Origin of the sequence: Tamlana crocina, from assembly GCA_040429635.1 — a bacterium.
GTDB classification, from domain to species: Bacteria; Bacteroidota; Bacteroidia; order Flavobacteriales; family Flavobacteriaceae; genus Flavisericum; species Flavisericum crocinum.
Window position 1 is genome coordinate 2,961,782 of the sequence record CP158972.1, and the last position, 21,685, is coordinate 2,983,466.

18 protein-coding genes, 1 other RNA gene and 1 pseudogene are annotated in these 21,685 nt (G+C 38.6%); 7 read left to right on the plus strand and 13 right to left on the minus strand.

Going from position 1 to position 21,685, the window contains the following annotated elements:
* The first annotated feature begins 62 nt into the window (after nucleotides 1–62).
* Together ABI125_12975 and kdsA are read left to right on the plus strand one after the other, a co-directional pair.
* The gene (locus ABI125_12975; protein XCF05627.1) at nucleotides 63–425 is read left to right on the plus strand and encodes a hypothetical protein; all 363 of its coding nucleotides are present in this window, start codon (nucleotides 63–65) and stop codon (nucleotides 423–425) included.
* A 31-nt stretch (nucleotides 426–456) separates the two neighbouring features.
* Nucleotides 457–1,278: a 3-deoxy-8-phosphooctulonate synthase gene (gene kdsA, locus ABI125_12980; protein ID XCF05628.1), complete on the plus strand. Its 822-nt coding sequence runs from the start codon at nucleotides 457–459 to the stop codon at nucleotides 1,276–1,278.
* Nucleotides 1,279–1,554: 276 nt separating this feature from the next.
* Here the strand turns inward: kdsA and ABI125_12985 are convergent, their stop codons facing one another.
* Entirely contained in the window at nucleotides 1,555–2,544 is a 990-nt protein-coding gene (locus ABI125_12985) for an AraC family transcriptional regulator (protein ID XCF05629.1), read from the minus strand.
* 78 nt (nucleotides 2,545–2,622) lie between these two features.
* Between ABI125_12985 and ABI125_12990 the strand changes: the two genes are divergently transcribed.
* From ABI125_12990 to ABI125_13005, 4 genes are all read left to right on the plus strand, one after another.
* Complete coding sequence (locus ABI125_12990; GenBank protein XCF05630.1) at nucleotides 2,623–4,950, plus strand: TonB-dependent siderophore receptor; 2,328 nt, start codon at nucleotides 2,623–2,625, stop codon at nucleotides 4,948–4,950.
* A 101-nt stretch (nucleotides 4,951–5,051) separates the two neighbouring features.
* Nucleotides 5,052–5,768, plus strand: coding sequence for a DUF4198 domain-containing protein (locus tag ABI125_12995; GenBank protein ID XCF05631.1), 717 nt, complete (start codon nucleotides 5,052–5,054; stop codon nucleotides 5,766–5,768).
* A gap of 341 nt (nucleotides 5,769–6,109) precedes the next feature.
* Nucleotides 6,110–6,409 carry a hypothetical protein gene (locus tag ABI125_13000; GenBank protein XCF05632.1) on the plus strand — a complete coding sequence of 100 codons (300 nt, stop codon included), beginning with the start codon at nucleotides 6,110–6,112 and terminating at the stop codon, nucleotides 6,407–6,409.
* Between the two features lie 3 nt (nucleotides 6,410–6,412).
* Complete coding sequence (locus ABI125_13005; protein ID XCF05633.1) at nucleotides 6,413–7,960, plus strand: PepSY-associated TM helix domain-containing protein; 1,548 nt, start codon at nucleotides 6,413–6,415, stop codon at nucleotides 7,958–7,960.
* Here the strand turns inward: ABI125_13005 and ABI125_13010 are convergent.
* Genes ABI125_13010 through ABI125_13025 form a run of 4 tightly spaced genes read right to left on the minus strand, consistent with a single transcriptional unit; the run spans nucleotide 7,953 to nucleotide 10,799 of the window.
* Nucleotides 7,953–8,330, minus strand: coding sequence for a DUF1801 domain-containing protein (locus tag ABI125_13010; protein XCF07907.1), 378 nt, complete (start codon nucleotides 8,328–8,330; stop codon nucleotides 7,953–7,955). The genes ABI125_13005 and ABI125_13010 overlap by 8 nt on opposite strands.
* A gap of 19 nt (nucleotides 8,331–8,349) precedes the next feature.
* Entirely contained in the window at nucleotides 8,350–9,129 is a 780-nt protein-coding gene (locus ABI125_13015; protein ID XCF05634.1) for an SDR family oxidoreductase, read from the minus strand.
* Between the two features lie 31 nt (nucleotides 9,130–9,160).
* On the minus strand, nucleotides 9,161–10,369 hold the full coding sequence (locus tag ABI125_13020) for an NAD(P)-dependent oxidoreductase (protein XCF05635.1): 1,209 nt from the start codon (nucleotides 10,367–10,369) through the stop codon (nucleotides 9,161–9,163).
* Between the two features lie 10 nt (nucleotides 10,370–10,379).
* Nucleotides 10,380–10,799 (minus strand): DUF1801 domain-containing protein, encoded by a 420-nt coding sequence (locus ABI125_13025; GenBank protein XCF05636.1) that lies wholly within the window; start codon nucleotides 10,797–10,799, stop codon nucleotides 10,380–10,382.
* 201 nt (nucleotides 10,800–11,000) lie between these two features.
* On the opposite strand from ABI125_13025, the gene ssrA reads away from it, so the two are divergent.
* Nucleotides 11,001–11,394, plus strand: a transfer-messenger RNA (tmRNA) gene (gene ssrA, locus ABI125_13030).
* A gap of 125 nt (nucleotides 11,395–11,519) precedes the next feature.
* Here ssrA and ABI125_13035 read toward each other — a convergent pair.
* The 8 genes and pseudogenes from ABI125_13035 to ABI125_13070 form a co-directional block, all read right to left on the minus strand.
* Nucleotides 11,520–11,716, minus strand: a pseudogene (locus tag ABI125_13035) (integrase core domain-containing protein).
* Between the two features lie 174 nt (nucleotides 11,717–11,890).
* A complete protein-coding gene (locus tag ABI125_13040; GenBank protein ID XCF05637.1) occupies nucleotides 11,891–13,888 on the minus strand; it encodes a DUF349 domain-containing protein in 1,998 nt (665 codons plus the stop codon).
* 105 nt (nucleotides 13,889–13,993) lie between these two features.
* Complete coding sequence (locus ABI125_13045) at nucleotides 13,994–14,734, minus strand: shikimate dehydrogenase (protein XCF05638.1); 741 nt, start codon at nucleotides 14,732–14,734, stop codon at nucleotides 13,994–13,996.
* Nucleotides 14,731–15,747: a DUF368 domain-containing protein gene (locus tag ABI125_13050; GenBank protein XCF05639.1), complete on the minus strand. Its 1,017-nt coding sequence runs from the start codon at nucleotides 15,745–15,747 to the stop codon at nucleotides 14,731–14,733. Before ABI125_13050 ends, ABI125_13045 begins: the two co-directional genes overlap by 4 nt.
* A gap of 2 nt (nucleotides 15,748–15,749) precedes the next feature.
* On the minus strand, nucleotides 15,750–16,667 hold the full coding sequence (locus ABI125_13055) for a DUF368 domain-containing protein (GenBank protein ID XCF05640.1): 918 nt from the start codon (nucleotides 16,665–16,667) through the stop codon (nucleotides 15,750–15,752).
* 53 nt (nucleotides 16,668–16,720) lie between these two features.
* Nucleotides 16,721–18,109 (minus strand): tetratricopeptide repeat protein, encoded by a 1,389-nt coding sequence (locus tag ABI125_13060; protein XCF05641.1) that lies wholly within the window; start codon nucleotides 18,107–18,109, stop codon nucleotides 16,721–16,723.
* A gap of 149 nt (nucleotides 18,110–18,258) precedes the next feature.
* On the minus strand, nucleotides 18,259–19,440 hold the full coding sequence (locus ABI125_13065) for an aspartate aminotransferase family protein (protein XCF05642.1): 1,182 nt from the start codon (nucleotides 19,438–19,440) through the stop codon (nucleotides 18,259–18,261).
* A gap of 1 nt (nucleotide 19,441) precedes the next feature.
* Nucleotides 19,442–21,592: an OstA-like protein gene (locus ABI125_13070; GenBank protein XCF05643.1), complete on the minus strand. Its 2,151-nt coding sequence runs from the start codon at nucleotides 21,590–21,592 to the stop codon at nucleotides 19,442–19,444.
* Nucleotides 21,593–21,685 lie beyond the last annotated feature (93 nt).

Sequence of the window (21,685 nt, forward strand, 5' to 3'; positions counted from 1 at the left end):
AAAATTTGTGTTTTCGTTAATTTTATAAAGAACTGATGTTCAATAGCAAAGATTAAGAAAACATGACTACCCTAATAAATAGATATACAAATAGCATCCCGCACCTTTATTTTATTGCCATTTCGGCTTATTGGTTTACGGCGATAAACAGAACCGATGGCATTACAGCCTACCCCATTTTATTGTTTGCCGTTCCGTTTTTATGGCAAATTATTAAACCGAATAAAAACCTTAATTTCACTTTAGGAATTACTTTTGTTTGCATATCGTCGTACCTTATTTTGGCATTTTTGTCCGATATGCTAAAAATCATTTCCATTTCTTATCCTTTGGAACAGCTTTCGTTTTATGGTGGGCTTTTTCTTTTTGCCAATTTAATTATGGCATTGTGGATTATAAGAAATAGTTTAAAAGGCCATATTTAATTCTTAAATTTGTGGCTTAAATTTTAAGCTAATGACTCTTTCTGAAGTTCCGAAAATAAAACACACCGATTCCAATAATTTCTTTTTACTGTGTGGCCCGTGCGCCATTGAAGGGGAAGATATGGCCTTAAGAATTGCCGAAAAAGTGGTTGAAATCACCAACAAATTGGGAATTCCCTATGTTTTTAAAGGTAGTTTCAAAAAGGCCAACCGAAGTCGAATTGACAGTTTTACCGGAATTGGAAATGAAAACGCACTAAAAATTTTAAAAAAGGTTTCTGAAACCTTTGATGTGCCCACAGTTACCGATATTCACGAAGTGAGCGATGCCGCTATGGCTGCTGAATATGTGGATGTGCTTCAAATCCCTGCTTTTTTGGTGCGGCAAACCGATTTGGTGGTGGCTGCCGCCGAAACAGGAAAAGTGGTGAATTTAAAGAAAGGACAATTTATGAGCCCCGAGGCCATGAAACATGCCGTGCAAAAAGTTAAGGATTCAGGAAGCGATAAAACGTGGATTACCGACCGTGGAACCATGTTTGGCTATCAGGATATGATTGTTGATTTCCGAGGTATCCCAACAATGAAACAATACGCTCCTGTGGTTTTGGATGTTACCCACTCCCTTCAACAGCCCAACCAAAGTGCTGGTGTTACTGGCGGAAGGCCCGATATGATTGAAACCATTGCCCGTGCCGGCGTGGTAAATAATGTTGACGGACTGTTTATTGAAACGCATTTCGACCCCGCAAACGCGAAAAGTGATGGTGCCAATATGCTGCATCTCGATAATTTGGAAAAACTATTGACCAATTTGGTAGCCATCAGAAAAACGGTTAATGGTTTAACATAAGTTCGGTATAACTATCTATTTAGAATATCTGATTATTAATAAATTTACGTTATGTGTCAGGTTGAGCGGAGTCGAAACCCAATTGAATTCCTGACTTTTAAAGACCTTTCGTTTTGCTCCGCAAGGTGCTTTTAAAGAAATATATTTCTTTTTCAACCAATACTCAAGGTGACAACAGTCAACTTTATTGGGAATGCATGCGCAACTATCGAATTATTAAATCGAACTTGTGTTTGTTTATAACAATAAGCGCGCTTAAGAAAACTCTTTTTGGTGTTACACCTTTAATCGATAGTTTTTCGGCGTTTCGTTATAAAACCGCTTAAAAGCCGCACTAAAATGTGTCGCATTTTTATAGCCCACTGTTTCTGAAATTTCATAAATAGGGCTGTCTGTATTTTGCAATAACGATTTGGCCTTTTCCATTTTTTGCTCCAAAAAGTATTGGTTCACTGTGCAATTGAAAGTGCGTTTAAATTCTGATTTCAAGATATTTTCGCTCAAGCCTATTTCGTTGGCCAATTCGGTTATTGCATAATTTTGGTTAAGGTTGGCCTTTAAAAACTGTTTTAAAAGAAACAGCTTTTTAATATACTTTTGATTTGATTGGGCATTATCCTTCAGCTTTAAGTTTTTATAATTTTCCAATTGCAAAGCGATAACCTCAATCACTTTTGCACCCAAATGCAACCGTTTTACCAAGCCCCTTCCATGCTCTTGCTGTAAATTTTCAATTACCGAAAGCACTTCATCCGTTATCGGTATAATGAGATTTTCTTCAGTGATTTGCTTGAATTCCGATATATCGTTTAGTCCGTGCTTTTTCAAAAAATCATTACCAACCCTTATTTTAATCTCTTTAAAAAGCTGATTTTTATAAAACTTAAAAGTACCGTTAACAGTCCCTACGTAAGCCATAAAGGATTCCTTTTCATCATACGGAGTTTCTTCTTTTTGGGAGTTGATTTGAATAATCATATCGCCTTTCACCAAAAAAGAAAGGTATAGCCCGTTCACTTCCAAATCATTATAAAACTTAAAATTTTGGTAGAATGTAAAGTTGTTGATGGTAATGCTTACATCATCAAAACAAAACTCGGTGATATGCCCTTTTCCAAGTTCTGGTAAAACCGAATATTCTTTAGTTAATAAACCGCAACTGCCGTACTGCCTTATTTCTTCACTAATAAAATCTTTAAAACGGCTTTGCTTTTCAGCTAAATCTATCGTTTCAAAATTTTCGGTTTCACGTCTTTTTTTTTCCAAATCGCGTCATTTATTAATTAGAGCCCCTCTCTATTTTTGCATCAAAATTTATTTAGACTAATTACAAATAGCAAATTTATGATAAAAAAATTATTACTACTAACAACTTTTGTTTTTTCAGCAATATCGGTTTTTGCACAAAACGGAAGCCTGAAAGGAAAAGTGGTTTCTAACCAGAAAAAAAGTTTAGAATACGTAAACGTTTCTATAAAAAACTCACAACACGGTACCTTCACCAACAGCGCAGGTAGCTATACTTTAAACAATATTGAGCCGGGCGATTATACCTTGCATATTTCGTATGTTGGCTATAAACCGCAAGATTTATCGGTTTCTATTAAGGCCAACCAAGTAACAAATGTGCCCGAAGTTGTTCTTTTGGAAGACCAAGAAAACTTGGGCGAAGTTATTGTAAACGGGCACACCAACAAATACGCCGAGCGTGAAACCTCAACCTCACTCCGTTTAAAAGGCGAGTTGGTAAAACTACCACAAAATATACAAGTAATTAGCAATGAACTCCTTTTGGACCAACAGGCCACCAACATGATGGATGGTATTATCCGTAATGTTAGTGGGGTTACTATGCTAGAGCACTGGGGGCATTTTGCCCGTGTTAACATGCGCGGTTTCAGGTTACCCGCTTTTAGAAATGGGGTAAATGTTCAGGATTCTTGGGGGCCATTATCTGAAGACATGAATACCGTAGAGCGCATCGAATTTGTAAAAGGTCCAGCCGGTTTTATGATGTCGGCTGGAGAACCTGGTGGTTTCTACAATGTGGTGACCAAAAAACCTACCGAAAAACGTATCGCACAAATATCGTTATCTGTCGGAAGTTTTGATTTTTACAGAGGTACCATTGATTTAGGCGGAAAATTAACCGACGACGGAAAACTGTTGTACCGTTTCAATGGGATGTACCAAACTTCCGATAGTCACCGTGGCAATGAGGACGTAACCCGCTATGGCATCGCTCCATCTTTGACCTATAAATTCAGTGATAAAACCTCGATTACTACCGAAATGAATCTGCAACAGGCAGAGTCGTATATTGGTTCGGCTTATATTTTTGCACCGTCAAGTGCTGGGTATGCCAGTTTGGACAAAAATTTTAAATTCACCAACAACGATTATCCCGTAACTGATATTCAAGAGGTGACGTTCTTCACGAACGTAAAACATGAATTTTCAGATAATTGGAGCGTTGAAGGGCAGTTAGCTTACTTGCGCTATGACCAAGTAGGGAATTCAACATGGCTTGTTGGTATTGAAGAAAACGGTGATGCTACAAGGTATGTTTCAAAATGGGATGCCCTTTCATTGGGGAAATACGCCCAAGTTTATATTCACGGGGCATTCAACACCGGAAGCATAACCCACAAAGTAATGGGTGGCTTTGATTTTAGCGACAAGCAATATTGGGCCGATTGGTTTGAATCTTCGGTTGTAGACACCACGACACCATTTAATATTTTCAACCCGGTTTATGGCGTAAGCCCAACACCAAATTTTGACCGCTCGGTTCCCGTTCAATATAGAAATGGCGGAGACCCGTATGGAGCCAATTCAATAAGAGCCTACTACGCACAGGACGAAATCGGTTTTGTTGAAAATAAAATTAGATTGACCCTGGCGGGAAGATACACCAACCTGCACACTTTAGGGAAAGCTGAGTCAGACAACGTAGTGACCCCGCGTGTTGGTTTGAGTGCCGACATTATTCCCAACATAACCGCTTATGCGTTATTCGACCAATCCTTTTTGCCCCAAAGCGGAATTAGCAGCACAGGCGCATTACTAAACGATCCCGTTGAAGGTAAAGATATTGAAGGGGGAATAAAATTGAAGTTGTTTGACGGACACCTGAACACGTCGTTGGGTGTTTACAAAATCAACAAAAACAAAATATTGGTGGGCGACCCCGCGTTCCCAACTGAAAACTTCTCCATCTATTCCGGTGAAATTGAATCGAAAGGTATTGAGTTTGATGCCCAAGGCCAAATCACTCCAGAGCTTAACATCATCCTGAATTATGCCAATACCAATGTAGAGGACAAATCGGGAAGTTTGGTGGCCGGCCATTCAAAACACGTTACCAACGGATGGTTAAACTACAATTTTGCCGAAACTACGGCACTTCGCGGATTTGGTGCATCATTGGGTTACCAATACCAAGTAGACCGTTCCTCTTGGGCTTGGGCGGCCGATAACCAATCGGATTTGCCAGATTATTTCAGATTGGACGGAGCACTTTCGTGGAAAAACAACAAGGTTCGTGTTCAATTAAACGTCAATAATATTCTTGATGAATACCTGTACTCAGGATCTAATTACGGAAGCTACCTGTACTGGCAATCAGAGCCGGGCATCAACGGTAGGCTAACCGTTACTTATAAATTTTAAAGACTTCAAATGTCAGCTATTTGAACATCAATTTTTTTGGTTTGTGCAGTCCTCTTTTCAACTAAGGGGACTGCCTTTTTAACATTATTAAATCACTTATTATGCAAAAAACACTAATTACCATCGTAATCATTGCCTTCACGGCTACCAAATCGTTTGCCCATTACCTTTGGGTTGAAACCAACCCAATAGGACACATCGGAAAAGAACAACTTATAAAAGTCCACTTTGGCGAATACACCTATGGCGTTATTGAAAAAGTTAATGGAGATGCCTTTAATAACGTCAACCAATTTGATTTGTGGGTTGTTGATGCCAAAGGCAATAAAACGGCGTTAAAATCCACTGCTCACGACGATTGCTATTTGGCCAAATTCACCCCAAAAACCAATGGAACATTTACCGTTATCCTGAACAACAACAAAATCGATGTTATTGATTATACCCAATATGATTTTGGCATTTTCAAGACACATTACCATTCCACAGCCAAATTTCAAGTCGGTAAAAATTCGAATGAAACCGTTGCCACAAACGATTCGGGTATTGTGGTAAAAGACGTTTCTAAAAACAAAAACGAAGTAAAACTTCAAGTGTTGTTTAAAAATGAACCTTTAGCAAAAAATGAATTAAAGGTTTTTGTATCCGATTTATGGTCGAAAACCTTAGAAACAGATGAGAACGGCTACGTTACTTTTAACCTACCTTGGGAAACCAAATACATAGTTGAAACCACTAAAAAAGAAGAAGTGCCCGGCAAATACAAAGGCGAAGATTACGACTTTATTTGGCACTGTGCCACCTACTCCATTCAATAATTTCATATGGCTTCAATAATTTTATTCCTTGTGTTTATAGGGTTTTATGTGCTTTGTAACACCTCAAAAAAGGCTGTTTTAAATCCCAATTTCGGGTTTGAAAGCTGGGTATCAAAACAACATAGAACAAGCAAATTGCTGGGATTATTTATCCTGGTAATTTCCTGTTTACTTAGCGCGATTTATTTTGGCATGGGTACAGGGATGCTCTACTTTTTTATTGTTTTAATGACTTTAGGAAGCCTCATCGTGCTTTTAAACCCTATAAAATTATTGAAGCCCGCCGCCATATTTGCCGTATTCGCTATTTCACTTTGTTTAGAATTTTTAATTTTCAACTGATGCCTGCAAACCCAAAATACTTCTCATCCCCTTGGCAACGTTTTGCAAAAATATCGGCTGGTTTTATCGGCGGATATTTGGTAACCATCACGTTTCACATGGCGCTTTCGTTTTGGTTAAACCACGTAAACGTTTTAATCACCGCTACCTTTACCGGGTTTATTTTGTGGGCATCATTAATGGTCATTGCTTTTCTTTCAAAAAACGGATGGAAAATTTGGGGGATTTACCTGCTACTTAGCCTACTCTTTTCTGTTATTATTTATATCGGTAAAATGTGCAATCCCATTATAAGTTAACCCATGAAAAACAGAGCTTACAACATTCTTTTTCATACCCATACCGTTAGTGGCATCATCATTAGCGTAGTGCTTTACGTGATATTTTTTGCGGGTTCTTTTTCATTTTTCAGGGATGAAATTGTAAACTGGGAACGCAATGAATCGGTTAAAATCACTGACGATTTCACTATCGATTTTAATACGACTTTAGATACGCTTAAAACCCGGTATGATTTATACGGAAGGGATATTGAATTCAGAAAATATTACGTTCAGCAGCGTATTGGGGTGTCCCTTTCTGCTTCAAAAGATTCGTTGGCCCCTGAAGAAGCTAAAAAACCAGAATTCTTGTATCTGGACACTAAGCAGTTTACACAGCACACTTATCAAAATTCCTATTCGCTGGGCGAATTTTTATATCGTCTTCACTTTTTGGCGCAAATCCCTTATCCCGTTGGGTATTACCTCTCGGGTTTTGTGGCCTTCTTTTTTCTGTTTGCCATCATCACGGGCGTTTTGGTACATTGGAAAAAAATAGTCTCCAATTTTTATGTGTTCCGTCCCTTAAAAAAACTGAAAACCTTATGGACCGATGCCCATACGGCTTTGGGCATGATTGGCTTACCGTTTCAGTTTGTATATGCCGTAACCGGTGCTTTTTTTATGATCAAGTTGGTACTTGTTGCCCCAAACGTTATGGTACTTTTTGATGGCGACCAAGCTAAATTTTATGAAGAATTAGGTTATAGTCATCCGCATTTCGAAATGGAAAAGGACTCACTCGAAACCTCAATAAACCTCAATCAGTTCATTGAAAAAACCAAAAATCAATGGGATGGTTTTAATATATCCGAAGTCCATATTTTTAACTACGGAAATGAAAACATGCACGTCTTAACTAGTGGCCACTTAAATTATTCCGATAAATTTTCCGGTGCAGGAGAAGCTATTTATAAAGTAAGTAATGGTGAACTCGTTTCGCAAAAAATCCCCGAGACCAACAACTCGTATCTGGATGGTGTAAAAAATGCGCTTTACAGATTACATTTTGCCGACTACGGTAATTATGCTTTAAAAATCGTCAGCTTTGTTTTAGGGCTAATTTCGTGTTTTGTTATTATTTCGGGAGTGATGATTTGGCTCGTGGCCCGCGACAAAAAAAACATCCCCGAAAATAAACGCCGTTTCAACCTTCGCGTGGTTCGTGTGTATTTGGCAGTTTGCTTAAGCATGTACCCCATCACGGCAGCTTCATTTATTACGGTTAAAGTGTTTCAACCCGAAGGAAAAGCTTTTATTTACAGTTTCTATTTTATTGGCTGGTTGGTGCTTTCGGTATTTTTTATTTGGAAAAAAGAACTTGGTTTTATCAATAAATACACCCTGTTGTCTGGAAGTATTTTAGGATTTATAGTTCCCATCACCAACGGTTTAGTGACACAAAATTGGCTTTGGAATGCGTTCGCTAACCAACAATTTCAAATCTTTTTTATAGATGCGTTTTGGTTGGTTCTGGCCTCGGTGACGCTTTGGGTATTTTTTAAGTTGAAGAAAAACGGCGTTAAATAAACCAAGGTCTTTTGCTTTGTTTTACTTGATGGGCAGCCGCAAGCAACAATTCAACAAATTGTTCTTGGTCTAAATCTTCAAGTGTTTTCAATGGAATGGAGCGTACTTGTTTGCGGTTGTGGTTATTTTTCAAAATAGGAAAATCATTTTCCAACAACACGCCCTGTACAAAGGCCACATCAACATAATCCGTTCCTTTTAAGATATTCAAATACAGCAAAGGTTTCTTATCGATGTTGTAAAACGGAATTTTATAACTGTACCGCTCAACCACTTCCGGCAACGTATTCAAAATCACGCTCCGCACATAGAGCATTATGGATTGGTATGGTTCTTTTTGACTAAGAAAGTAGTGGTCAACATGTTTCACGATCAATAAGCAAATTATTTTAATCCCGGTTTTTTTCCTGAATTTTCCGAACAATAGCGGCGGCGGCATTTCGTGTAACCAGTCGGGGAATTACCGCCAAAAACTTGTTAAACCTTCCAGGAATGGCATATGCTTTACCTTTAAGCATGGCATGGTATCCATACAATGCGACTTCTTTGGCGGATGCCATATTGAAAGTGATTTTATTGTCGGAAGCCGCCTCTGAAACGGTTTTTTGAAAATCGGTTTTTGTCGGTCCCGGGCATAAGGCCGTAACCGTCACGCCGGTGCCCTTGAGCTCGTTGGCAATAGCTTCGGAAAATGAGAGCATATAGCCTTTTGAAGCATAATAAATAGACATTAACGGTCCAGGCTGGAAGGCTGCCAACGAGGACATATTGAGTATTCTCCCAGCACCCCGCTTTACCATACCGTCCAAAACCAATTTGGTTAAGTGTGTACTGGTTAAAATATGTACATGGAGCATCTCCGACTCACGTTCCCAATCGGTATTTACAAACGAACCGAAAAGCCCAAAACCAGCATTATTTATCAGAACATCAATCGGGGCGTTATCAATGTCATCCATAATTTCTTGGGCAACGTTTTGTGAACTCAAATCCTTAACCAAAGTAACCACTTCCAAATTATGTGCGGTTTGTAATTCGGTTTTCACATTGGCCAATCGGTCGGAATCAATATCAACCAAAAACAACTTATAACCATCATTTGCCAAAAGCAAAGTTAGCTCGTACCCCAAACCAGAAGCGGCTCCTGTTACCAAAGCTGTTTTCGTCATAAACTAAATTAAGTGGATTATGGCCGCAAAGTTATTCCTTTTCATCTACATAACCCTGCAAATACGAAAAACGTTTGGTGAGTTTTCCTTTTTCCGTGATTTTGGCCCGCTGTAAAACACCATCTTTATCGCCATTGAAAAACGCCGGGATAACGTGTTGCATAAACATGTCGCCGAAACCTTCGCTGGCATCCTTTGGCAGTTCGCATGGCAAATTATCAACCGCCATTACGGTTATAGCGTTATCTGCTTTAAAGTCGACTTCGCTTTCTGTTTGTGGGTCGTAACCATAAAGCGGGTCTTCGATGGTCGAAGCCCGAAGCGTTGTAGCTACTGGGCCATACACATCGCAACTGATATCGGCCACCACTTTAATATTGAAATCGGGAGACTTCACATCGTTTCGGGTGTACAAATACGGAGCGCCATCTCCGTAAAAATGTCCGGCAATATAGAAATCGGCCACTTTACCAAAGCGCATAAAGTTAGACTCGTAACGTTCTGGGTGATTGAAAAAATCGAAAACATCGGTTACTTGTTTGCCATCCTTTCGTTTATTGTAATCCAACACGTCGATTTTGCAGTACACAGGTTCGGCAAAATGTTCATTTAAAAAATCTTCGACAGCAACCGATTTTATGCCCATGGCATCCAGCATTTCCTGAGCGCCATTTGAAACTTTTCCACTGCCCGTTAGCAGTATTTTTATATTGGGCACTTCAATTTTTTTCAACTCGGCAATTAACGCGGCTTGATTGGGCAAGGGTCCTGCTTTGGGCAGTTCCCACGAATCGTATTTTAAGCCCCAAGCCCGAAATCCGTTATAAGTCCCGACGATACCGGCGTAACGCCCAAAACCAATCAATCGGAAACCTTCCTTATTTACAATGGTTTCATGGTCGAAAAGCTCGATATTTTTTTCTAAAATGGCCTTTAACAACTTTCGGTTATAGGGTTGCTTTTTTATGGTGTGCGAAAAGAAAAAATATTTTTTATTCGGAATGAGTGCATCAATAGGTACTTCTTTTACCCCAATCATGACATCGCAATCTGATACGTTTTGGGTAACCTCAAAACCTGCTGCGCGATATTCATCGTCAATAAACACGCGGATATCTGAAGCTTCTACCTTAAATTCGGCTTCGGGGAATTTAGCTTTGGCTTCTTTTAATTTTGAAGGCGAAAAGACCACGCGACGGTCGGGCGGATTTTTACGTTCTTTTATAATAGCAAATTTCATATTGTGGTTTTTAGGCTCCTAAAAGAGGTAAATGCTTTATTTTATGGTAAGTCAATGCCAAGGTTATACAGTGCTTCAGTTCGTTTTCGGGAATTTTTTCATCCAGTTTAAATACGATAGCTCGATGGCCTTCAAAAGTAAATGTATTTTTATAAATGGTTTTGAAGGTTGGTACCAATCTGGACGTACACTGAAAATACATGGCGTAATGGTTGGGGGTTTTGGCTTTCCAGTCCATACGCAAAGTACTGCCTTGTTTGGTAACATAACTGGGCTCGCCCCATTTTAGGGTTTCTTCGAGTTTTTCAAGGCCTTCAATTTCTGATGCAGTTTTTATTACCAATTCCCGTAAATAATGCATTTGTTGGCCTACCATTTCGGGATAATTTTTAAAAATGCTTTCTACTTTTGGGTGACTGACAATTTGCATATAATTTGAGACTGGAATAATATTTGCTCTAATTTAACGGGATTTAAAATGATTTACAAACTTTTTGATACCTTTGCTGCCCGCGTTAAGGATTGAAGCACTTCGACTGCGCTCAGCACAAGCTAATGTTGAAGCTACTCATAGAGAACGACTGCTGAAAGACTGACCCGATAGGGTAACGCCAAAATTACTTTTTAATTGGGGGTCGACTGGTTTTGACAGCGAGATTAATTAAACGGTAAGCACGTCGTGTAATGGTTTTGAAACACGTAAAAGGCTAGACCAAATTTTAAACGGCGAGAATAACTACGCTTTAGCTGCATAATCTGAATTATAGTAAGATTGGCCTAGGTACACAAGGTGTACAAGCTAAATGTCTCTAGAAAGCCTTGGTTAGTGGCGTTCTTTTTAGAGGCATCGTAAAAATTGACCAAGATTTGGCAGCGCTTTGATGCCATTTCGAGATTTAAAAGCTAAGTTGTAAGTGGGTGGTCTTTTGCCAGCTTACAATCGAAAAAACAAGTTTAGACTAAACGTGTAGAAAGCCCTTTGGTTACTTGTTTGGACGAGGGTTCGAATCCCTCCGACTCCACATAAACCCCTTGAATTTCCAGTAAATTCAAGGGGTTTATTTTTTAGTTGACAAAACGGTTGACAATTTGCCTTTTTTTCTCCAGCGTCTTTTTTTTAAATTTGTAAGCTTCCCCTGATTAGAACTGCTTAATTTTCTAAAACTGGTTTAAAATTACTGTTTTTAATTCTCTTGAGGCTAGCCAAGGAGAATTAAGTTTTGCATACTTAATTGGAGGGATTTTACCCAGGGCATCGTGTGGCCTATGATTGTTGTAATCATCAATCCATATCTGTGTTTGTTCCCTTACTTGGTCGATATTCTCAAATATGCATTTATTCAGGACGGGGCATTATTATGCACAACGGTCTCGTATAACCGTCAGTTACGAGTTAATACGAGTTAATTTTGCAAGTACACACCAAACTGAAAATCCGCGAGGATTTTCAGAAGTAGGTGAGAACAGAGAAATTAAAATTTACCGAGGCTTTTTAAGTTTGAAGAGATAAAACTTTAGGTTTTAGTAAAGCTCCTTTATTTTACTCAGTTTTTCTTCCCAAAGGGTTAACGATTCCTTTTGGGTTTTAATGTTGTCCTTAACTTCTTTTACAACAGGGTTGTCGTCTTCCACATTGGTGAAAAATTGTAGGTTGTTTTCAAGTTGATTGATCTGGCTTTTAACATCATCAATTTTCTTTCTAATGAAGGCACGCTCGTTGTCTAAATCTCGGTTGTTATCCGAAGCATTGAGTGTTTCAATTTTGTTTTCGAACTTAATCATTTCGATATCGTTCTTCGGCATATCCAATCCGCCCAATAAATCATCAACCGTTTTTTGGAACTTACTTTCGATAAAGCGCTTGTCGTTGGCTACTTTTCCGAAAGTTTGCCATTGGGCAATCTGTTCTTTTATCAGCTCTAGACTTTTTTCTTTGTCTTTAGGTAGCTTAAGATCTTTAAGTGAATTTAAGAAATCGTTCTTTTTATTGAAGGCTTCAAGTTGTTCTTTGCTGGCTGCATTTCGTTTGGCGTGAATGCGGTCAAAATAATGGTTACAGGCCGCTTTGAAACGTTTCCAAATTTTATCGCTGTCCTTTCTGGGCACATGCCCGATTTTTTTCCAATCACTCTGAATTTTTTTCATCAAAGGCGTAACGGTTTCGAAATCTTCGCTATCCTTATTGTCTTCCGCAACTTTGATTAAATCGAGCTTAAGCTGTAAGTTTTTGTACTGTTCTTTCTTTAAGCTTTTATAGAAGGCGTTCTTATTTCGGTTGAAAGTCCTAACGGCTTCTTTAAATTTTGCCCAAGTGTCTTCGTTCACTTTAATGGGGACTTTACCGGCATTAAAAAACGCTTCGCGCAAGGCTTCAATAGTTTTTATTTTCTTTTGCCATGCGCCGTGTGTGTTACCTTCTTGAGCTGTTACGGCATCAATTTTAGCAATAATATCCAGCTTTTTTTCAAGGTTTTTTTCGTAGACCTTATCGATTTCCTTGTAATAAATTTGGCGTTTATCGTTGATGATTTTTGTGGCCGCTTTAAAACGGTCCCAAATTTCTTCGCGATGTTCTCTGGCCACCGGTCCCAGTTCTTCTTTCCACATTTTGTGGAGTTCCTGCAACTCCCTAAACGCCCGCATCACATTGTCATCTTTAGCTAATTCTTCGGCACGCTCGATAATTAAAAGCTTCTTTTCAAGGTTGTGCTTAAAATCCAGATCACGCAAATCGCGGTTTAAATGTAAAAAGTCGTAAAACATTTCTACATGATGGTGGTAGCTGTTCCAAGCATTGTTGTATTTATCACGTGGAATAGGCCCCGTATTTCTCCAACGTTCCTGAAGCTCTTTAAAGTGCTTGTAAGTGGTGTTGATGTTTTCTTCAACATCAATAAGCCCTTTTAATTCTTCAATAATTTCAAGCTTATCGTTAAGATTTTGTTTTAGGTTTTTTTCTAAATTTTGATAGTGCTCGTTTAACTTTTTGCGGTAATCGCGGTACGCCGTTTTATAACGTTTTTGAACGGGCGATGAGTAATAAAAGTCTATTTCATTACCACCATCATTAATAAAATCTTCTTTCTTCTCATCAACCAGTGCCTGAAATTTGGTTTTAAATTCGGCATTGATTTGGCTCACATGATTTCTAATAGCCTGAACCTTTTCATTTTTCAGCAGTTTTTCCAACTCGATGGCCAAGGCTTCCAGCGACATGGTATCGTAGGCTTTCATCTCAATGGTATGCCGATCTTTGTTGCCTTCGTCTTCGGCGTCTTCAGCGTTCGATTCCTCAATTTCATTCAAAACTTCGTCGTCCTCACTTGAAGCAGATTCGTTTGAAACATTCGCAGTTTCAGCAGTATTTTCTTCAGAAACGGCAGAGGCTTCCTTAGCAGATTCTTGATCGGCATTCGGGTTTTCGCTGTTGGCTGTGTTGCTCTCTAATCCAGAGGTGTTTTCACTCGGATTAGTGTTTTCAACACCGTCGGCATCCTGTGGTTTATTAATATCAGACATTTTTAAAAATGTTAAGGTTCGCTTTGTTTATAAGAACCTTAAAGATACTAACAAGTAAAGTATTTACAAAGTTGTTGAAAAAGATTTAATGGAATTATAATGATTTTATTCGAGGTTCCAGATTTGCCAGGCTTTTTCGGCTTGTAACTCTAGCATTTTCAGTCCGTTAATAGTTGTTGCTTGGTTTTCTTTCCCTTTTTTAAGGAATGAAGTTTCTTCCGGGTTATAGATTAAATCGTATAAAATATGATGTTTAGAAATACCGTTATACGGAATATTGGGACAGTCCTCAATATTTGGAAATGTGCCCACTGGCGAGCAGTTGATGATGATTTGGTGGTTTTTTATATCGTTTTCGGTTAGCGTATCGTAACTGAAGCTTACGTTTTCGGAAAGCTTTCGCGAAACATAATGATACGAAATGCCCAATTCCTTTAAGCTGTAGGCAACGGCTTTGCTGGCACCGCCCGTACCTAAAATTAATGCGCTTTTGTGCTGCGGTTTCAGTAGTGGTTTCAGTGAGTTTTTAAAACCGTAGCAATCCGTGTTATAGCCGACAAGTTTTCCTTTTTTTGTGATTTTTATGGTGTTTACCGCTCCGATTTCTTTGGCTTTTTTATTGATTTTATCCAAAAAAGGCATCACTTCTTGCTTGTAAGGAATGGTAACGTTAAGGCCTTTTAAGCCTTTGGTATTCTTAATGATTGAAGGAAAACGGTCAATGTTTTCAATGTCGAAATTATCATAAGTGGTGTTTTCAATGCCTTCGTTTTCAAATTTTTTTTTGAAATATGATCTTGAAAATGAATATGAAATGTTTCTGCCTAAAAGTCCTAGTTTGTTCATTTTATCTTTCTTGTTTTTTGTCCGTACCATTCCAAAGCCAAAACAATGGCCACGCCCAAAAGGATGAAACCAATGGCATAATAGGTTTCGGTTTGGGCTTCGGGGATATAACGTTGGTAGTTTTGTGTTACTTTTTGTCCGGCGGAATCGAGTATAAAACTGCCATCGGTGGCCGTTTTATAAATGGTTTTTTTCCATGGCCATACTACACCCAGCGAGCCTATAATAAAACCAATAATAGAAGCCAATGTAATGCTTTTGTAGTGCTTTAATATATAACTGAGCGCATGTGAAAAGGTGACCAAACCCGTAACCGAACCTAAGGTGAAAACGGCGAGAACGGTGAGCATGCGTAATCGTTCGGTATTTTCGGTAAAACTGAAATCGCCTTTAAAAATATCGGAAAAGGTATCGTACAAAGCGTTTACCGAATCGACCAAAAGCAGTACATAATTTCCTAAAAGAATGAGGATGAAAGACCCTGAAAAGCCAGGAAGTGTCATGCCCGAAACGCTAATGATTCCGCAGAAAAAAACAAACCATAAATTGTCGTTTTCCTTGGCGGGATTCAAAAAACTGATGCCAGCACCCAAAATAATGCCAATAGCCATGGCGGTGTAGGTTCTGTAATTCCAGTCCTTAAAATCTTTGTTGATGTAATAAATGGAACCGATAATCATTCCGAAGAAAACACTCCAAACGTAGAGTTCGTAATGTTCAATCAAATAGTCCAATAATTTCGAAACACTAAAATAACTGACCACCATTCCTAAGAAAAGGAGCCCCAAAAAGCGTCCATTAATGTATCTGTAAAAACTTTTGAAACGCCCGTTGATGAATAGCTTAAATGCTTTGCCGTTTACTTTTTTCAAGGAGTAAATAAACTCTTCGTAAAAGCCAGCGACAAAAGCGACGACGCCACCAGAAACACCGGGCACTTTATTAGCCGCCCCCATGCCCAATCCTTTCAGGACTAAAAACAATCTGTCGCTAAATGTTCTGGTGCTTTGCATGTTTATTTTTTAGAGCCTAGCCGTTCAAGAATAAAAATAGTTAAAAAGCCTAAAATCATTAAAAATATAGCAAAAACGAGTTGATTATTGCCTTCAAAAGCCAACGGGGAGATACTTTCTTGCATCAATGGTGTTTTTATGCCTTTAGAATTGGTATGCCATGTCAACGTATTTTTCCAAGGCCACACCCGGTTTAATGATCCAAAAATAAACCCTGTTAATACCGCTAAAGTAGCGTTATGGTAATTTTTAAAGAGCCATTTTAAAACATGACTAAAGCTAAGTAGACCGATAACAGCACCAGAGATAAAAATGAGTAGTTTTTTAATATCAACGTCATGTATGGCGTTGCTCAAAGTTTTGTAAGCACCTAGAATAATTAAAATGAAAGAACCCGAAATGCCCGGCAAAATCATAGCACAGATGGCAATAGCACCGGCTAAAAATAGAAACCACATGTTTTCGTTTGTGGCCAAGGTTGGTAATTTGCTAATATAAAATGCCACGGCAGCACCAATTACAAAACTAAAAATGCTACCGATATTCCATTTAGTAACCTGTTTGCCCACAAAATAAATACTGGCGATGATGAGCCCAAAAAAGAACGACCAAATTAAAATGGGATGATATTCCAAAAGATATTTTGCCATGCGCATAAACGATACGAAACTGATAACGATTCCCGAAAGAAGAGCTACCAAAAAGTTACCATTTAATTGCTGCCAAAAAGGCTTAATCCCTTCTTTAAACAGGGTTTTAAATAGAGAGGCGTTGACATTGCTTATGGTGTCTATCAACTCTTCGTAAATGCCTGAAATAAATGCGATGGTGCCACCTGAAACCCCAGGAACGGCATCGGCGGCTCCCATGGCCAGCCCTTTTAATGAAATAACAAGATAGTCAATTAATCGTCTTTGCATACTCGGTTTTTTAAGCAAAAACCAAAGGTATGTATTTTACTTTAAAAGGTGGATTAAAGATTGGCTTTAAGCAATTTTTTTACAGCTATTTTATTGATAACGTCTGGAAAAAGTTCGTCGAGAATAAAACTAAAATCTTCGTTGAGCTTTAACGCATTTTTCAAGTAAAATATGCCTTTGTTGTTTTGATTTAGGGCAAAATGGGCACCAGCTAGGCGATATTCTATTTCGGCATTCTCTGGATAAAAATCCTGGGCTTGTTCCAAATTAAAAATGGCACCTTCCAATTCACCTAACTTAACCAATAAGTCGGCACGAGATAACCACGTATTCAATTCGTAGTTGCCCAATTCGAGGGTTTTTTTGAAACCACGTTCGGCTTCCTCGAATAAATTCAATCGTTGGTTTATTTGTGAGTAGAGTTTCCAATACTGCACATTTTCAGAATCGATATTAATGGCTTTATTTATGTAATACAGTGCTTTCTGAAAATTGTGTCTTTTCTTGTAGTATTTGGTGATGGCAATCCAACCTTTATCTAAAAGCGGGTCTTCGTGAACCGTTCTGTCGAAGTACTGCAAAGCCAATTCATCGTTTTTCAATCTTTCGTGACAATGGCCAATACGGAGTAAGGCGAACGAGGTAGGATCGTCCAATTTTAAGGTAACGGAATAGTTTTCAATGGCTTCTTCGTAACGTTTCAATTTTTCCAAAACTTTACCGCGCTCCAAATAAGCTCCAACAAAAGTGTCGTCTGAAATAATTGCAAAATCGAAGGCAGCGAGTGCTTTATCATAGTCCTTAAGCATAAGGTATTGCTTGCCCAATTGGTGCCAAGCTACTTCGCAATACGGGTTTTTATCTAAAAACAAGTTTAAGTATGAAATGGCGTCTTCGTATTGATTCAGAAACTCGAAGCAATAAATAATGTTATAAAGCGCCGAATAGTCATCGATATCGGCCTCAAGACATTTCATAAAATATTCCTTGGCGTTTTCGTATTCATCAAGGAAAAGGTATTCCATGCCAATTAAAGAATAGAGATCTACAACATCATCAGTGAGCGTTAAGGCTTTTTTCAATACCTCGATAGCTTTTTCGTGATTGTCTTGTTTTGAAAAAATATTGGCTTTTTGGATGTAGATTTCCTCGTTTGTAGAATCGATGTTATAAAGTTCATTCAGTAAGGCATCCGCCTCCTCTATTTTATCCTCAAAAACATAGACCTCCACTTTAAACAGTCTTAAGTTTACTGAAGTAGGGTGCTGCCCCAATCCTAACTTAATGGCCTTTTTCGCCAAGGCTATTTTTCCTTGGTTAAGGTAATGGTGAATAATGTTTTCAAACTCTTCCGAATCAAAAAATAAAACATGATTTGTTTTCAACATTGATTCAAACTTGGTAAGCGGCAAATTGTTGTTGTCGTTATGACTAAACTCCATACGCACATTTGTGAGGTTCTACTTGAATAAATTTAAGGTTCTATTTGTTTTTTATTGACTGTTTGGGCAAATGTTTTTAACAAAATAATCAACACTTATTTGGTTTTTGGGTTTTTTTATTTGATTTTCAGTGTGTTGAGGTTTGTGTTTCAACCATATATTTTGGTCAGAATTTCTAAAATGACCTTACAGCCATGTCTTATTTCTTCATTCGAGATGGTTAATGGTGGCGTAATTCTTACTGCTTTAGGTTCGAAAAGGAGCCAAAAAAGAATTAATCCGGCATCTTGGCAGTCTAAAATGAGTTGATTTGTAATTTCTGATGAAGGAAGGATGAAGGCGAGCATTAAGCCTTTCCCCCTTATTTCTTTGATTAGTGGATGGACTAAAAGCGACCTGAATAGTTGTTCTTTTTCAAGAGCTTGCTGCATTAAGTTACTTTCGGTAACTTCTTTTAATGTAGCCAAAGCTGAAGCAGCAATAACCGGGTGACCTCCAAATGTAGTGATATGGCCCAATTTTGGGTTGTCTTGTAATAAATCCATTAATTCTTTGGAGGCTGTAAAAGCGCCAATGGGCATGCCGCCGCCCAAAGCTTTTCCGGTAACTAAAATATCGGGTTGGCAGTTGTAGTTTTCAAAACCGAAGAGTTTTCCAGTGCGGCCAATGCCAGGTTGAATTTCGTCTAAAATAAAAAGCGCACCGACTTTGTGGCATTGCTCCTGTACTTTTTTAAGATAATTGTTTTCGGGTTCAATAAAACCGGCTCCGCCTTGAATGGTTTCCAAAATAACACAAGCAGTTTTAGTGGTGATTTGGTCAAGCTCTACTTCGTTATTAAATTCAATGAATTTTACATCGGGCAACAATGGTCGGAAGGCTTGTTTACGTTCTTCGTAGCCCATAACGCTCATCGAGCCCATGGTATTACCGTGGTAGGCATTTTTGGCAGCGATTATTTCGGTTCGCCCCGTAGCTCGTTTGGCTAGTTTTAAGGCGCCCTCGATAGCCTCGGTGCCCGAATTGGTCAAATAGGTTTTTTCTAAAGGTTCGGGCAAATTTTTGGACAAAAGTTTGGTGAGTTCAACTGCTGGTTTTTGGATGTATTCTCCATAAACCATTACATGCATGTATTGGTCCAATTGCTTTTTTATGGCATCAATCACTTTGGGGTGGTTGTGCCCCAATGGTGTCGCTGAAACTCCTGCAACAAAATCTAAATACGCTTTATTGTTGGTATCGTAAATAAATGAACCTTTGGCATGCGAGATTTCCATGGCCAAGGGATGGGGCGAGGTTTGTGCTTGGTATTTTAGGAAGTCTTGTTGCATCTTAATCAATCAATTTTATCAATGCTGGAGACCAAAGTAAAAAATCATCGTCTTCGTCTATTCCTATTAGTACAGCTCTTAGGTTATTGTTGTCTTGGTCTTTTTGGGAGGTTACGGTATGTTTTTTCCAATATTTAGTCAGAGTAACTTCCGAGCTCACATAGTTGGAGTAATCTCCACCAGCTTCTTGGAGTTTTAAGGATATTGTGCCTTCTCCCTTTAACCAGACAGAAAATTCAAAAGTTCCAGTTTTTTCTTCCAGTGTTTGAATAATACACCTATAGCTATATGTTTTGTCCGTTTTGGTTTCAAGCTTTTGTGATATTTTATCTCCGTTGGGAGCAATTTCGTTCACATTAAGAACTCTGAGACCAACTTTATTCCAAATATTTGACTCATAATTATTAGGGAATTTTAACAAATTATTTTCTTTACTGGCTATAATACTTGAACTGATAAGCGTTGGGGAGATTTGGCCCGCCTGCTCAATCCGTTCCATCATGGCTTCGTTGAAAAAGGCATCTTGCGGCACATAATCATCCAGTCCTTTTATAGTGGGGAGATTGTAAGGTTCGTCATCCTTAAATAAATCCTCAACACTTTTTGGGCGTTCTTCTTCCCGCCAGTCGAAGCCTTTTAGAAATTTTTCCTTTTCGGGATATTTTGATTCTGGATATAAATTGCCGTCCACTTGGTTTAGTCTGGTGTATTCTTCAATATCTCCGTTTGAAAAAAGCATCGAAATACTGCCCGATTTAGCTTTGTCGATACCAATAAGTTCTTGTTTGTCGTTACGGGCATAGAAAATAGATTGTGCATTTTTGGTAATATCAACTTGACGCAATTGGTTTTCATCATTAAAAAGACCGACCAAACTTAAACCATTAATTTGGTTGTACCCCGTTTTGCTAATGGTATCCTGACTGATGATAAACGCGTTGTTAAAAACCAACAACGAATCAATTTTTTCGGTTTCGTTATTCGAAATTAAATGGATGGTATCGCCCGTCATTTGGTTTTCCATATTCCATAAAACGGGTTTGCGATTCACTGAAAATTTATCGCCGGTTGTAAATTTGCCTATGTTAATCAATTTCGTGAGGCCCGTTTTTTGGTTGGAGTAAATGGAATCGGCCTTACCGCTCATATCCGACTTATACATTTTTGCACCATAGTAAGCATTGATAATGCGGTTTTCGGGTTTTCCGGTCACCATAATTTTATCGGCGTGTATGTAAACAGAATCGTTTTCCTGAACCGTAATCGCCAATGCGCGTTTGGTAATGAAAACCGAATCTTTTTCTTTGAACACCTCGGCATAGTGTCCTTTAATGACACTGTTGTTAATGGTGTCGGTGACTTTTATATTGTTGGTTGCCGAAGCAAAACTTTTGGCGTCATCAAAATAGAGGCTGTCGCCTTCAATAATACGTTTATCGTAATCGATTTTGGCGTTTTTTAGGGCGTAGCCCACGTTGTTTTCGGTATCGTAAAAGCCCTTTTCGCAGTAGGTTTTGCTAGTTTCAGTGGTGATGGTGGATGGTCCGAATAAATAAGCATGCCCTGTATCGGAATAAAAATCGAAGTAATTGGAATTGATGGTCGATTCGTCATTTACCAAAACCACATCCTCAACGAATTGATATTTTTTTTGAGCCATGAAGTAACGACCAATTTTACTGGTAATCGTCCCAGAGGAATCTTTTACCACGGTGCCACCACTTTTATAAAAGGCCTGTTCGTTCAGTTTATCAAAATAAAGCGTATCGGTAGTTATAGTTGAATTTGGGTCGGTTAAAACCACATCGCCATGGGCAAAGGCCAACTCGGTAATGCCACTGTATTCCACGTATTTTGAAGCCATATTTATGGTGTCGCCTTGTTTGATGACTACATTTCCGTAGGCTTCAATAAAATTTTCCTGACTGTAATGAATCGCTTTGTCGCACCACATGTTGGCACCATTGTGCTCAACGTGAACTTGCTGGGCATCGTCGCGGGTCAATATTTTTGCGCCAGGGTATTGCTCTTCGTCAATGGTCAGTTTTCCGGCATATTCAATTTGGATTTTCTTTTTGGTTTGTCCGTAAAAAAGATTCGTTGTAACTAAACCCAATAAAAGTGTGAAAAGTAAAACCTGCAGTTTGTTCAAAATGAAAAATATTTGTCGCAAAAATAACGATTAAAATGTTGTTTTATGATAGAACAACAAAAAACGCTCCAAATTTTTCTGTCAATAAATTGA

Coding starts and splice junctions, on each gene's coding strand:
- ABI125_12975 (XCF05627.1), top strand. CDS start 63: ATGACTACCCTAATAAATAGATATACAAATAGCATCCCGCACCTTTAT.
- kdsA (XCF05628.1), top strand. CDS start 457: ATGACTCTTTCTGAAGTTCCGAAAATAAAACACACCGATTCCAATAAT.
- ABI125_12990 (XCF05630.1), top strand. CDS start 2,623: ATGATAAAAAAATTATTACTACTAACAACTTTTGTTTTTTCAGCAATA.
- ABI125_12995 (XCF05631.1), top strand. CDS start 5,052: ATGCAAAAAACACTAATTACCATCGTAATCATTGCCTTCACGGCTACC.
- ABI125_13000 (XCF05632.1), top strand. CDS start 6,110: ATGCCTGCAAACCCAAAATACTTCTCATCCCCTTGGCAACGTTTTGCA.
- ABI125_13005 (XCF05633.1), top strand. CDS start 6,413: ATGAAAAACAGAGCTTACAACATTCTTTTTCATACCCATACCGTTAGT.
- ABI125_13015 (XCF05634.1), bottom strand. CDS start 9,129: ATGACGAAAACAGCTTTGGTAACAGGAGCCGCTTCTGGTTTGGGGTAC.
- ABI125_13020 (XCF05635.1), bottom strand. CDS start 10,369: ATGAAATTTGCTATTATAAAAGAACGTAAAAATCCGCCCGACCGTCGC.
- ABI125_13025 (XCF05636.1), bottom strand. CDS start 10,799: ATGCAAATTGTCAGTCACCCAAAAGTAGAAAGCATTTTTAAAAATTAT.
- ABI125_13040 (XCF05637.1), bottom strand. CDS start 13,888: ATGTCTGATATTAATAAACCACAGGATGCCGACGGTGTTGAAAACACT.
- ABI125_13045 (XCF05638.1), bottom strand. CDS start 14,734: ATGAACAAACTAGGACTTTTAGGCAGAAACATTTCATATTCATTTTCA.
- ABI125_13050 (XCF05639.1), bottom strand. CDS start 15,747: ATGCAAAGCACCAGAACATTTAGCGACAGATTGTTTTTAGTCCTGAAA.
- ABI125_13055 (XCF05640.1), bottom strand. CDS start 16,667: ATGCAAAGACGATTAATTGACTATCTTGTTATTTCATTAAAAGGGCTG.
- ABI125_13060 (XCF05641.1), bottom strand. CDS start 18,109: ATGGAGTTTAGTCATAACGACAACAACAATTTGCCGCTTACCAAGTTT.
- ABI125_13065 (XCF05642.1), bottom strand. CDS start 19,440: ATGCAACAAGACTTCCTAAAATACCAAGCACAAACCTCGCCCCATCCC.